This window comes from Leucobacter sp. OH1287, from assembly GCF_003859945.1.
Taxonomy (GTDB): domain Bacteria; phylum Actinomycetota; class Actinomycetes; order Actinomycetales; family Microbacteriaceae; genus Canibacter.
This window is the reverse complement of the sequence record NZ_RQYM01000001.1, coordinates 26978-39733: the sequence shown is the minus strand read 5'-3', so window position 1 is coordinate 39733 and position 12756 is coordinate 26978. Positions and strand designations below refer to the sequence as shown.

Below are 12756 nucleotides of genomic sequence, written 5' to 3'. Positions count from 1 at the left end.
TTTCGTCAGCCGCCTTTTTAGGCTGCGTCGTCAGCTGCTTCTGCAGCGTCCTCTGCCTGCTCCTCACCGGCGATTACCGGCACGAGTGAGACCTTGCCGCGATCGTCGATGCGGCTGATCTCCACGAGCAGTTTCTGACCGATGCCGAGCACGTCCTCAAGGTCGTTTACTCGCTTGCCGCCGTTGAGCTTGCGCACCTCTGAGATGTGCAGCAGGCCGTCCTTACCGGGCAGCAGTGAGACGAAGGCGCCGAGGCCCTCGCGCAGGTTAACCACGGTTCCGAGGTACTGTTCGCCAACCTCTGGGTTTTGCGGGTTTGCGATTGCGTTAACCCGGTCGCGAGCGGCGTCCGCGCTCGGTCCGTCAACCGCACCAATGTAGACGGTGCCGTCCTCTTCAATGGTGATGTCGGCGCCGGTCTCGTCCTGGATGGTGTTAATGGTTTTACCCTTAGGACCGATCAGCTCACCGATCTTGTCAACAGGGATGGTTACGCTGATAACGCGCGGAGCGGTTGGTGCCATCTCGTCAGGGGTTGGGATCGCCTCGTTGATCAGGCTGAGGATCGCCTCGCGTGCCTCTTTCGCCTGTGACAGCGCACCGGCGAGCACGTCTGACGGGATACCGTCGAGCTTGGTGTCGAGCTGGATCGCGGTAACAAACTCGCTGGTTCCGGCAACCTTGAAGTCCATGTCGCCGAGCGCGTCCTCAGCGCCCAGAATGTCGGTCAGCGCCGCGTACTTGGTCTCACCGTCGATCTCATCGGTGACAAGACCCATCGCGATACCGGCAACCGGTGCGCGCAGTGGCACACCAGCGTTCAGCAGCGACAGGGTTGACGCACAAACCGAGCCCATTGAGGTTGAACCGTTTGAGCCGAGTGCCTCAGACACCTGGCGGATTGCGTAAGGGAACTCCTCACGGCTTGGCAGCACCGGCACAAGCGCGCGCTCTGCCAGGAAGCCGTGACCGATCTCACGGCGCTTCGGGCTGCCCACCCGACCGGTTTCACCGGTTGAGTATGGCGGGAAGTTGTAGTGGTGCATGTAGCGTTTCGCGGTCGCTGGCGCGAGCGAGTCGATCTGCTGCTCCATCTTCAGCATGTTGAGGGTTGTAACGCCCAGAATCTGGGTCTCACCGCGCTGGAACAGAGCGGATCCGTGCACGCGCGGAATCACCTGCACCTCTGCGTCAAGGGTGCGGATGTCACGGGCTCCACGGCCGTCGATGCGCACACCCTCCTTCAGGATGCGGGAGCGGACGATCCGCTTGGTCACAGACTTGTATGCGGCAGAAACCTGATCCTCTGCCTCCTCTGGCAGCTCACCGGCCTCAATCTTCTCGGCAACGGCGGCAACCACGCGCTCTTTCAGCTCATCGTCGGCGTCCTGACGCTCCAGTTTGTCGGCGATTGTGTAAACCTTAGCGAGCTCAGCCGCTGCCAGCTCGTCAACAACCGCGAACAGCTCCGGGGTGTACGGCGCGAAGGTTGGGTACTCCGCTGCCTCTTTCGCTGACTGCTTTGCGAGCTCCTGCTGTGCGCGGCACAGCTCTGCAATAAACGGCTTTGCGGCCTCAAGACCGGCAGCAACAACAGCCTCGTCCGGCTTTTTTGCTCCGGCGCGGATCAGATCCCAACTGCCCTCGGTTGCTTCGGCCTCAACCATCATAATGGCGACGTCCTCGGATCCGTCAGCCGCTGTCACTACCCGACCGGCAACAACCAGGTCGAAAACAGCCTTTTCAAGCTGCTGCACGTTCGGGAACGCAACCCACTGGCCGTCGATCAGCGCGAGACGCACACCTCCGATTGGGCCGGAGAATGGCAGACCTGAGATCTGGGTTGAGGCGCTTGCGGCGTTGATTGCCAGCGCGTCATAGAACTCACCCGGTGCGATTGACAGCACGGTGACCACAATCTGCACCTCGTTGCGCAGGCCGTCAACGAATGACGGGCGCAGCGGGCGGTCGATCAGACGGCAAACCAGGATCGCCTCGGTTGATGGGCGACCCTCGCGACGGAAGAATGAGCCGGGGATTTTACCGGCGGCGTATGAGCGCTCCTCAACGTCAACGGTCAGCGGGAAGAAGTCGAAGTGCTCCTTCGGCTGCTTTGACACGCTGGTTGCGCTCAGCAGCATGGTCTCCTCATCGAGGTAGGCAGCAACAGCACCCTGTGCCTGCTGTGCCAGGCGACCGGTTTCAAAACGAACCGTGCGCTTGCCGAACTTGCCGTTGTCAAGCACGGCCTCTGCAAATTTAATTTCTGGACCCTCCAAAAGGTACTCCTTAGTTCACGAGCGCACGCCAGCGGTCGGGGCTGATCCTCAGTAGAAGACTGCTCTGTAAAGAAAGTTGGCAGAGCAAACCACCACCGATGACCAGCGTCACCCCGGCGTTTTTGCGCTCAAATCAGTGCGACGATTTTTCGTCACCAGCTTCTAGCTTATCAGGTGGCGGGCTTTTAACGCACAAACCCGGCAAAAACAAAACCGGCGACCCGGGGATATTCTCCCCTTAGGCCGCCGGCTGCTGTTGACGCTTTTAAGGCAAAAGCGCCGCTGTTTCTACGCTACAGCTCAACAATATCGATTGCGCGAACCAGATCCGCGCGGATACCCGCCTGAATCTGTGACACCTGCTCCGGGGTTACCGGCGCATCAACCGCGAGCACCGACAGCGCCTTGCCCTGTTTCTCGTTGCTGGCAATCTGCATACCCTTAATGTTGATCCCTGACGCCCCAAGGATCACACCGTAGGTTGCGACCACGCCAGGGCGATCCTCGTAGCTGAACACCAGCAGGTGATCGGTGAACGGCAGCTCCAGATCGTAGCCGTTAATGCCGACGATCTTCTCCTGCTGTTTCGGACCGGTGAGGGTTCCGGCAACAGAGAACTGCTGCCCGTCAGAGGTTGTGCCGGACAGGCTAATCAGGTTGCGGTACTCCTCGCTCTCCGGTGACACAACAAAGTTCACCTCAATGCCGCGCTGCTCAGCGAGCAGTGGCGCGTTAACGTAAGAAACCGGTTCGCTAACGATGTTCGCGAGCACACCCTTCAGCGCGGCCAAACGCAGCACATCAGCGCGGTGCTCAGCAAGCTCGCCGTTAACACTGATGTCGAGGGCGGTGATGGCGGATCCAGCAAGCGCTGCAAACACCTGACCCAGCTTCTCGGTCAGCGGCAGGCCCGGACGCACATACTCGTCGATAACACCGCCGGCAACGTTAACCGCGTCAGGCACAAGCTCACCGGCGAGCGCCAGTCGCACGGACTTGGCAACGGACACACCGGCTTTCTCCTGCGCCTCAAGGGTTGAGGCACCGAGGTGCGGTGTCAGGTAAACCTTCTCGTGACCGACCAGCGGGTTGTCAACCGGTGGCTCGCTGGTGAACACGTCAAGCGCGGCACCGGCGATCTCGCCGCTGTCCAGTGCGGAGGCGAGCGCCTCCTCGTCGATCAGTCCACCACGGGCAACGTTAACAACGTAGCTGGTTGGTTTCATCTCGCGCAGCTGTTCTGCGCCGATCATGCCGAGCGTTTCAGGGGTGCGCGGCATGTGGATTGTAATAAAGTCTGATTTCCTCACCAGCTCGTCAAGCTCAACCAGCTTCGCACCGAGCTGCTGTGCGCGGGCAGCGGTAACGTAGGGGTCGTATGCGAGCAGCTCAACGCCGAAGGCGCGCAGCCGCTCGGCAACGAGCCCACCGATTCTGCCGAGACCGATAATGCCAACGGTTTTTTCGTAGAGCTCAACACCGGTGAAGGAGCTGCGCTGCCACTTGCCAGCTGACAGCGAGGCGTGTGCCGGCTGCAGCCTGCGGGCAATGCCGAGGATGTGTGCAACGGTCAGCTCTGCCGCGCTAATCACGTTCGAGGTTGGCGCGTTCACAACCATTACGCCCGCCTGGGTTGCGGCGTTAATGTCGACGTTGTCGAGACCAACTCCGGCTCGTGCAATAACCTTCAACTGCGGTGCCCAACTAATCGCCTCAGCATCAACCTGGGTGGCGGATCGCACCAGAATCGCGTCTGCCTGCGACAGCGCCTCACGCAGTGCGGCACGGTCGGTTCCGTCAACGTTAACGATGTTAAAGTCTGGCCCCAGCGCTGCAACTGTGGCGGGTGAGAGTTGTTCAGCGATTACAACTGTTGAAGAAGTCACGAATTTTCCTTTCAAAGACCGACCTCTCTAGTTTACCCCCTGAAACGCGGGGTTTTTAAGAACTTTTAACCGTTGAAGTAAACACCCTCGCCGATCAGATAGTTCAGCTGCATTAAAATCACCGCTACGAAGGTTATTCCGGCGAAAATAGCTGCCCAGCGCACCCGCCGTTTTTTCCTGGTGAGCAGCAAAACCGCAAACAGCACGGTCGCCGGCAGCAGCACCCGCACCAGCAGCAGTAACCAGCCGAGCGGCGAGACTGAGCTGCCGAGGCTGTCGGCGATCCGGTTTAGCCCGATCAGGTTGCCAACGCCGGTGATTGTGGCGTAGCAGTATAGCACCAGCGAGAGGACGATAATCGTCCACTCAGAGATTTGCTGTGACAGAGTCTTTTGTTCCATTTTTTATCCCCTGCCGGTTACGATATCGTCGTCAAAAACAGTGGCAGCGGCATCAGAATCAGCGTGCCGAGCAGCAGCCCGAGCACCATCTTCAGCGTCTCCGTTTTCTTGCAGAGCAACAGCACCAGAATAAACCAGGCGCCCGGCGCCGCGGGAGCCAGCCAGTGCAGAACGGTCTGCAGCATGACCCCGATAACTCCGCTCGGAGCCGCGGTTAGCGCGTTCAGCTGCGCATAGGCGGTCGCAACCATAAACCAGCCCCAGCTGTAGAGCAGATAGATACCCCCGAAGAGTCCGAGCAGTGAAACCGCAAACGCCGAGATCCGCTCCCGCGGGGCAGCCGCAGCCTCCCCCTCAACAGCGTGATCGGCAGCGTGATCGGCTCTCTGATTCGCTGCTGCCTCTGCGGCCCGGCGTCGCACACCTGCGCGCCCGCCGGTTTCTGTCGGGTATGGCTCGTGCTCAACAATCTCCCAACCGTTTCCTTGCGGTTCTTCTGGGTTTGACATCTGCACCTGGTATCTGGTCGTTTTCGAAAATTTCTGTGCTGTGCGGGTTTAAGCCAGATTACGGCGGCATCCACTGCCACAGCGGGCTGTATGCCTAAACACCTCTAGCCTAAACCAAATCGGGGCCGCACACGAACCTGTTCGCGTGTGACCCCGACCGTTGGTGTTATCGCGCTAGCGACGGTCTAGGCTGCGCGGTTTAGCGAGCTGCTGAACCGTCAGTGTAGTCGCTGTCCTGCTGCTGCCAAGCGAACAGTTTACGCAGCTCAACACCGGTTTTCTCGATTGGGTGAGCCTCACCCTTTTCACGCAGTGACTTGAACTCTGGAGCGCCAGCGTCCTGGTCGTCGATGAAGCGCTTAGCAAACGCGCCGCTCTGAATGTCTGCGAGCACCTGAGCCATGTTCTCTTTTACGCGCGGATCGATAACGCGCGGACCGGAAACATAGTCACCGTACTCAGCAGTGTCTGATACTGACCAGCGCTGTTTAGCGATGCCGCCCTCCCACATCAGGTCGACGATCAACTTCAGCTCGTGCAGCACCTCAAAGTATGCGATCTCTGGCTGGTAGCCTGCCTCGGTGAGGGTTTCAAAACCGTACTGGACGAGCTGTGAAACACCGCCGCAGAGCACTGCCTGCTCACCGAACAGGTCAGTTTCGGTCTCCTCGGTGAAGGTGGTTTTAATAACACCGGCGCGGGTGCCACCGATTGCTTTAGCGTATGACTTTGCAACATCCCATGCCTGGCCTGAAGCGTCACGCTCAACGGCGATAATATCTGGGATACCACGGCCTGCCTCGAACTCGCGACGCACAGTGTGGCCGGGAGCCTTTGGTGCGATGAGGATCACGTCAACGCCCTCTGGCGCCTCAATGTAACCGAAGCGAATGTTGAAACCGTGCGCGAACGCGAGGGTTTTACCGGCGGTCAGGTGTGGTTTGATCTCGTCAGCGTAGATGCTGCGCTGGTGCTGATCCGGTGCGAGGATCATAATCAGGTCAGCCCACTGGGTTGCCTCGGCTACGGTTTTAACCTCAAAACCTGCCTCTTTTGCTTTTGCAACAGACTTTGAGTCAGGGCGCAGGGCAATCACTACCTCAACGCCTGAGTCGCGCAGGTTCATTGCGTGCGCGTGGCCCTGTGAACCGTATCCAACGATCGCAACCTTCTTGCCCTGGATCAGGCTCAGGTCCGCATCGTCATCGTAAAACATTTCAGCCATCTAAGGCCCCCTTCTAGTGTTCATGCCGCTGGGCGCAGCTTAAAGTCGTATTCGTCTTGGTTAAATTTTAAACGCTCTACCTGATTTTGCGGCAGAAATTATTTAATTGACCGCTCCGTAATAGATTTTGGACCCCTGCCGATGGCGATCAGCCCGGACTGCGCGATTTCTTTCACGCCGTAGGGTTCAAGCATCCGCAGGAAAGCGTTTACTTTACCGCTGTCACCGGTTATTTCAATAACCAGCGCCTCGCTTGATACATCAACCACATGCGCGCGGAACAGGTTCACTGCCTCCAGCACATGAGATCTGCTGTGGTTATCAACACGCACTTTGATTAGCATGTGCTCGCGCTGCACCGACTGCGCTTTTTCAAGCTCAACAATCTTGACAACGTTAACCAGCTTGTTGAGCTGCTTGGTGAGCTGCTCTAAAATCAGCGGATCCTGGTCCGCAACAACTGTGATGCGTGAGAAACCCTCAACCTCGGTTGGCCCCACCGCGAGTGAGTCAATGTTGAAGCCGCGCCTCGCAAACAGGCCGGCAACCCTGGTGAGAATACCGGGTTTGTCCTCAACTAAGAGACTTAAAACGTGCCTTGACATCGTTATTCTTCCTCCCACTCTGGGCTGTTTTCACGCGCGTACTGCACCTCACTGTTGGAGACACCCTGCGGCACCATCGGCCACACCATCGCGTCGGCGCTAACCACAAAATCAATCACAACCGGGCGGTCGTTGGTTTCAAGCGCGAGTTTAATCGCGTCATCAACCTGATCCTCCCGCTCAACCCGGATCGCCAGGCAGTCGTAGGCTTCAGCGAGCTTCACAAAATCGGGCACATTAACCGTGTCGTGGCCGGTCTCCAGGTTCGTGTACGAGTAGCGCTCGTCGTAGAACAGGGTCTGCCACTGCCGCACCATACCGAGTGAGGAGTTGTTAATCACCGCAACCTTGATCGGAATGTTGTTGAGCCTGCAGGTTGCAAGCTCCTGGTTGGTCATCTGGAAGCAGCCGTCACCGTCAATCGCCCACACCTGCCGCTCCGGCTGGGCAACCTTCGCGCCCATCGCCGCCGGCACCGAGTAGCCCATTGTGCCCGCGCCGCCAGAGTTCAGCCAGGAGTTTGGCCGCTCATACTTGATGAACTGTGACGACCACATCTGGTGCTGTCCAACACCCGCAACGAAGATTCCCTCCGGCCCGGTCAGCTCGCCGATGCGGCTGATCACGTGCTGCGGAGCAAGCAGGCCGTCAGAGGTTGGGGTGTATCCGAGCGGATACTTGGTGAGCAAGACGTTGAGGCGCTGCCACCAGGCGGCGATGCTGGCGGATCCACCATCGCGCTGCTGGGTGCTAACCGCCACAATCAGGTCTGAAATAACCTCGCGGGCATCACCGACGATTGGTACATCTGCGAAGCGGATCTTGGAGATCTCTGCCGGGTCGATGTCGGCGTGAATAACCTTCGCGTCGGGGGCGAAGAACTCTGCTTTGCCGGTTACTCGATCGTCGAAGCGGGTTCCGAGGGCGATCAACAGATCCGCCTCTTGCAGCGCCAAAACAGCTGGAACAGAACCGTGCATACCGGGCATGCCGAGGTGTTGTTTGTGTGAGTCTGGGAACACACCGCGCGCCATCAGGGTTGTCACAACCGGGATGCCGGTCAGTTCGGCGAGCTGCAACAGCTCCTGTGAGGCGCGGGCGCGGTTAACACCGCCGCCAACATAGAGCACCGGACGTTCAGCCTGGCAGATCAGCTCAGCGGCTGCCTGCACCTGTTTGCTGTTCGGTTTCAGGTTCGGGCGGTAGCCGGGGAGGTTAACCTCCGGCTCCCACTTGAAGTCGATTTCACCCTGCTGGGCGTCCTTGGTGATGTCAACCAGCACCGGGCCGGGGCGGCCGGTTGTTGCCAGGTGGTGGGCTGCGGCGATCGCGTGCGGCACATCCTCGGCGGTTTTCACCAGGAATGAGTGCTTGGTGATCGGCATTGTGATGCCCGCAATATCCGCCTCCTGGAAGGCGTCTGTGCCGATCAGCGTAGAAAACACCTGGCCGGTGATGGCGATCAGCGGCACCGAATCCATGTAGGCGTCAGCGATTGCGGTCACCAGGTTGGTTGCTCCCGGGCCGGAGGTTGCGATACACACACCAACCTCGCCCGAGGCTGCTGCGTAGCCCTCGGCTGCGTGCCCGGCACCCTGCTCGTGCCGCACCAGAATGTGTCTAACCTTTGCGTCTGTTGTCGCCAGCTCATCATACAGCGGCAGCACCGCGCCACCTGGCAACCCAAAAACATTCTTCACACCGAGCGCGTCAAGGCTGTGCAGAACAGCCTCAGCACCCGTCATACGCCGTGGCGCAGAGGTATCTGTTGTCATGTTGGTTCCTTCTTGTGTGTGAGACTAGCCGGTTACTGCGCCTTCTGATGCTGACCGCACCAGCTTCGAGTATTTCGCGAGCACACCCTTGGTGTAGCGCGGTGGCAGAGGCTCCCAAACCGCCTTCCGGGCGGCGATCTCCTCCGGATCCACCAGCAGATCAAGCGTTTTATTCTCGATATCGACGCGGATCAGGTCACCCTCCTGCACAAACGCGATCGGGCCCTCATCAACCGCCTCCGGGGCAACGTGACCGATGCACAAACCGGTTGTGCCGCCCGAGAACCTGCCGTCGGTTAAAAGCAGCACGTCCTTACCGAGGCCCGCGCCCTTAATCGCCGCGGTGATCGCGAGCATCTCACGCATACCGGGGCCACCCTTCGGACCCTCGTAGCGGATCACAACAACATCGCCGTGCGTAATCTTCCCCTCGGTCAGCGCGTCCATCGCGGCACGCTCACGGTCAAACACGCGGGCGGGACCGGTGAACTTGTCGAGTGTGAAACCGGCTGTTTTCACAACAGCGCCCTCCGGTGCGAGGCTGCCCTTCAGAATTGTCAAACCGCCGTTGGCGTGCAGCGGGTTGTCGAAGTCACGCACAACGGTGCCGTCGATTGCGGCCGGGGCGAGCTCCTCCAGGTTTTCACGCATGGTTTTACCGGTGACGGTCATCACGTCGCCGTTGAGCAGTCCACGGTCGAGCAGCGCCTTCATAATCACCGGCATTCCACCGACACGGTCGAAGTCCTGCGCAACATACTGACCGAACGGTTTCATGTCTGCCAGGTGCGGCACCTTCGCGCCGATCCGGTTGAAGTCGTCGAGTGTCAGATCCACCTCTGCCTCGCGCGCGATGGCGAGCAGGTGCAGAACCGCGTTGGTGGATCCACCAAGCACCATCGCAACCGCGATCGCGTTCTCGAACGCCTCCTTGGTCATAATATCGCGGGCGGTGATGCCGCGGCGCAGCAGCTCAACAACTGCCTCACCGGAGCGGTGAGCGTAGTAGTCGCGGCGGCGATCCGCGCTCGGTGGCGCAGCGGATCCGGGCAGGCTCATGCCGAGAGCCTCGGCGATGCACGCCATCGTGTTTGCTGTGTACATACCACCGCAGGCACCCTCACCGGGGGCGATTGCGCACTCAACCCGCTTCAGGTCTTCTTCGCTGAGCGTGCCAGCCTTACACGCGCCAACCGCCTCAAAGGCGTCAATAATGGTGACGGTTTTTTCGGTGCCGTCGCTGAGTTTCACCCAGCCCGGCGCGATTGAACCGGCGTACAAGAAAACAGACGACAGGTTAAGTCGCGCAGCCGACATCAGCATTCCCGGCAGTGACTTGTCGCAGCCGGCGAGCACAACGGTGCCGTCGAGCCGCTCAGCCATCACAACGGTCTCAACCGAGTCGGCGATAACCTCGCGAGACACGAGCGAGAAGTGCATTCCCTCGTGACCCATTGAAATACCGTCAGAAACAGAAATAGTGCCAAACTGCAGCGGATAACCACCGCCGGAGTGCACACCCTCTTTCACTCCCTGCGCGAGCCGGTCAAGGCTGAGGTTACAGGGGGTGATCTCGTTCCAAGAGCTCGCAATACCGATCTGAGGTTTATCCCAGTCTTCGTCTCCCATACCGACGGCGCGCAGCATACCGCGGGCGGCGGCGCGCTCAATTCCATCGGTTACGTCGCGACTGCGTGGCTTGATATCTATTTCAGACATATCTTTCATTCTACCGTGCAAAACACGCAGGGGATCCGCGCAATGCCGCGCCTAAAGCGGATCGCGTAAGTCACCCTTGCTCGTTATTATTCAACATCTAAATGGCGCTAGCTGGTTGCTGTGCCGATATTCGGTTGGCGGATGACGCACACAGAATATTTGACCTACCCTGGGGGCGAGCTTGTAGGCTTAACAGGGTAACGTTACAACTTTACACGAAAGAGGCGAACTTTGAGAATCGGAAAGTACATCACCAACTTCGGTATTTTGAGTTCACTGGCTGGAGCAATCGGTGTTTCAAAGCAGACCAAGAACATGCCAAAGGATTGGCGCCGCTATGTTGTTTGGGGTGTTTGGCTCGCCGGCGTTGTTTTAACCATCGCCTCTGTGAAGCTCGCGGACGAGGATAAAGAGTTTATCGCTCAGAAAAAAGAGTTCGATAAAAAAGCAAAGCGCACTAAAAAATCCTAGGATCGAAACAGCGAGCACATGAACAGCAACAACCCAACTCCCTCAACCACCGGTCATCATCCACGGGCACGCAGTCAGCGCCCGCGCACCCGGAGAATCTTTAGGCTCGCCAGTCGCCGCGAGATTTCACGCGTTAGCAGGTTCCTGCGTCGAGAGCTGATCGGTGGTTTTATTATCATCGCGGCCGCGCTGCTGGGCTTCATCCTCGCTAACTCCCCGCTCGCCGAGAACTTCTTTGCGCTGCGAGAAACCAAGCTCGGAACCGATATTTTCGGTTTGCACCTAAACCTCGATCTCGGCCACTGGGCAGCTGACGGGCTGCTCGCGATCTTCTTCTTCGTCGTCGGTCTGGAACTGAAACACGAGTTTGTGAAGGGCGAACTGAGCAAACTGAGCACCGCGATAGTGCCGGTTGCTGCCGCATTCGGCGGCGTTGCAATCCCCGCACTGATCTATTTCGGGTTCAACGCCGGCACCTCAGCCTCCCACGGCTGGGCGATCCCCACCGCAACAGATATTGCTTTCGCGGTGGCGATTCTTGGCCTTGTGGCGCCGAGGATCCACCCCGCCATCAGGATGTTTTTGCTCACCCTCGCGGTTGTTGATGACCTGATTGCGATCACGATTATTGCGCTGTTCTACACCACAAGCGTTAACTTCACCGCGCTTTTGCTGTCGCTGATCCCGATTGCGCTGTTTGGTTTCCTCGCGCAAAAATTCCCGGCGTTCTTCGCGAAAAAAGCCTGGTCTGCCTGGGTTATTCTGCTGCCGATCGGCTTTGTTGCCTGGGCGCTGTTCCTGGAGTCTGGGATCCACGCAACCATCGCCGGTGTGCTGCTCGCGTTCACCGTCCCGGTTAAGGCAAAAATGCCCGGTAAGGAGCACCTGCACGCAATCGGCAAGGGCCGCATCAACGTCGCCGAGTCGTTTGCGTTCCGTTTCCAGCCGCTCTCCAGCGGGTTTGCTGTGCCGGTGTTTGCGTTCTTCTCCGCGGGCGTTGCCGTTGGCGGCGACTCAAACTTCCCGTTCGACCCGATCGCCTACGGTGTTATCGCCGGTCTTGTGCTCGGTAAACCGATCGGCATCACCCTGACCACCTGGCTTGTCACCCGCTTCACCAACGCGAGCATTGACCCGTCCGTGAAGTGGAAGCAGATCATTGGCATGGCAGCGCTCGCGGGCGTCGGCTTCACCGTTTCACTGCTGATTACCGAGCTAACATTCCAGGGGGCGGATCGCGACACCGCCTCTCTCGCGGTGATGAGCGGCTCGCTGATTGCGGTGCTGATTGGATCCGTGCTGCTGTTTGAACCGAAGCGTCGCCGTGACGGTCACCGGGTGTTCACCGAGTCAATCGACACGGTCTAGCCTAAATCTGCAAGCTGCTAACTATCAGCTAGCAATACGGGAGTGGGTCACAGCTAAAAAAGCTGTGGCCCACTTACTGTTGTGGCAACCAGTGACTGGCTAGATTCCCTGGAGCAGGATAACAACGCCCGGGAAGATAAACAGCAAGACCCCGAGAGCAAACAGCCCCCAGATCCGCTTCCAGGCACTCAGCCCTAACAGCACCACGCCAAGCACCCAGCTCCACATCCAGATGGTGCTGACAAGCAGTGAGCCGAGCAGGATCAGCAGCAGCGCGCCCGCCGCAAGTGCCAGACAGACCGCCGAGATGCCGGGGCTTTGGCGGTTGAACACGAAATAGTCGGTTTTCAGAGTCATTTGGAACACCTCCTGGATGTTGCTTTAGAGCTCTTAATAACCGATAGTAGCAAAAACTATGTGCCCAAACAGCATGTGGCTAGGCAGAGCGTAAACGGTTGCGCAACGCAAAGGGGCGGGGCCGAGCGTAAACGCTTTCGACCCCGCCCCAGAAGGCGTTT

Annotated in this window: 11 protein-coding genes; 2 read left to right on the top strand and 9 right to left on the bottom strand. The window is 58.8% G+C overall.

The window, feature by feature from the left end; all coding sequences use genetic code 11:
- Positions 1 to 17: 17 nt before the first annotated feature.
- The 8 genes from EII30_RS00155 to ilvD form a co-directional block, all read right to left on the bottom strand.
- Positions 18 to 2279, bottom strand: coding sequence for a polyribonucleotide nucleotidyltransferase (locus EII30_RS00155; RefSeq protein ID WP_124885316.1), 2262 nt, complete (start codon positions 2277 to 2279; stop codon positions 18 to 20).
- A 293-nt stretch (positions 2280 to 2572) separates the two neighbouring features.
- Positions 2573 to 4165: a phosphoglycerate dehydrogenase gene (gene serA, locus EII30_RS00150; RefSeq protein WP_124885315.1), complete on the bottom strand. Its 1593-nt coding sequence runs from the start codon at positions 4163 to 4165 to the stop codon at positions 2573 to 2575.
- A 65-nt stretch (positions 4166 to 4230) separates the two neighbouring features.
- A complete protein-coding gene (locus tag EII30_RS00145) occupies positions 4231 to 4566 on the bottom strand; it encodes a hypothetical protein (RefSeq protein WP_124885314.1) in 336 nt (111 codons plus the stop codon).
- A gap of 17 nt (positions 4567 to 4583) precedes the next feature.
- Positions 4584 to 5075, bottom strand: a complete 492-nt coding sequence (locus tag EII30_RS00140; RefSeq protein ID WP_124885313.1) for a hypothetical protein — start codon at positions 5073 to 5075, stop codon at positions 4584 to 4586.
- A 199-nt stretch (positions 5076 to 5274) separates the two neighbouring features.
- On the bottom strand, positions 5275 to 6300 hold the full coding sequence (ilvC, locus tag EII30_RS00135) for a ketol-acid reductoisomerase (RefSeq protein ID WP_124885312.1): 1026 nt from the start codon (positions 6298 to 6300) through the stop codon (positions 5275 to 5277).
- A 98-nt stretch (positions 6301 to 6398) separates the two neighbouring features.
- Complete coding sequence (ilvN, locus tag EII30_RS00130; RefSeq protein ID WP_124885311.1) at positions 6399 to 6905, bottom strand: acetolactate synthase small subunit; 507 nt, start codon at positions 6903 to 6905, stop codon at positions 6399 to 6401.
- Between the two features lie 2 nt (positions 6906 to 6907).
- Positions 6908 to 8680, bottom strand: a complete 1773-nt coding sequence (locus EII30_RS00125; protein ID WP_124885310.1) for an acetolactate synthase large subunit — start codon at positions 8678 to 8680, stop codon at positions 6908 to 6910.
- Between the two features lie 24 nt (positions 8681 to 8704).
- Positions 8705 to 10399 carry a dihydroxy-acid dehydratase gene (gene ilvD / locus EII30_RS00120; RefSeq protein ID WP_124885309.1) on the bottom strand — a complete coding sequence of 565 codons (1695 nt, stop codon included), beginning with the start codon at positions 10397 to 10399 and terminating at the stop codon, positions 8705 to 8707.
- 231 nt (positions 10400 to 10630) lie between these two features.
- Between ilvD and EII30_RS00115 the strand changes: the two genes are divergently transcribed.
- Together EII30_RS00115 and nhaA are read left to right on the top strand one after the other, a co-directional pair.
- Entirely contained in the window at positions 10631 to 10870 is a 240-nt protein-coding gene (locus EII30_RS00115; RefSeq protein WP_124885308.1) for a hypothetical protein, read from the top strand.
- Between the two features lie 18 nt (positions 10871 to 10888).
- Positions 10889 to 12238 (top strand): Na+/H+ antiporter NhaA, encoded by a 1350-nt coding sequence (gene nhaA, locus EII30_RS00110; RefSeq protein ID WP_124885307.1) that lies wholly within the window; start codon positions 10889 to 10891, stop codon positions 12236 to 12238.
- Between the two features lie 99 nt (positions 12239 to 12337).
- Here nhaA and EII30_RS00105 read toward each other — a convergent pair whose 3' ends face one another.
- Positions 12338 to 12595, bottom strand: a complete 258-nt coding sequence (locus EII30_RS00105; protein WP_124885306.1) for a hypothetical protein — start codon at positions 12593 to 12595, stop codon at positions 12338 to 12340.
- Positions 12596 to 12756 lie beyond the last annotated feature (161 nt).

Coding starts and splice junctions, on each gene's coding strand:
- EII30_RS00145 (WP_124885314.1), bottom strand. CDS start 4,566: ATGGAACAAAAGACTCTGTCACAGCAAATCTCTGAGTGGACGATTATC.
- EII30_RS00140 (WP_124885313.1), bottom strand. CDS start 5,075: ATGTCAAACCCAGAAGAACCGCAAGGAAACGGTTGGGAGATTGTTGAG.
- ilvC (WP_124885312.1), bottom strand. CDS start 6,300: ATGGCTGAAATGTTTTACGATGACGATGCGGACCTGAGCCTGATCCAG.
- ilvN (WP_124885311.1), bottom strand. CDS start 6,905: ATGTCAAGGCACGTTTTAAGTCTCTTAGTTGAGGACAAACCCGGTATT.
- EII30_RS00125 (WP_124885310.1), bottom strand. CDS start 8,680: ATGACAACAGATACCTCTGCGCCACGGCGTATGACGGGTGCTGAGGCT.
- ilvD (WP_124885309.1), bottom strand. CDS start 10,399: ATGTCTGAAATAGATATCAAGCCACGCAGTCGCGACGTAACCGATGGA.
- nhaA (WP_124885307.1), top strand. CDS start 10,889: ATGAACAGCAACAACCCAACTCCCTCAACCACCGGTCATCATCCACGG.
- EII30_RS00105 (WP_124885306.1), bottom strand. CDS start 12,595: ATGACTCTGAAAACCGACTATTTCGTGTTCAACCGCCAAAGCCCCGGC.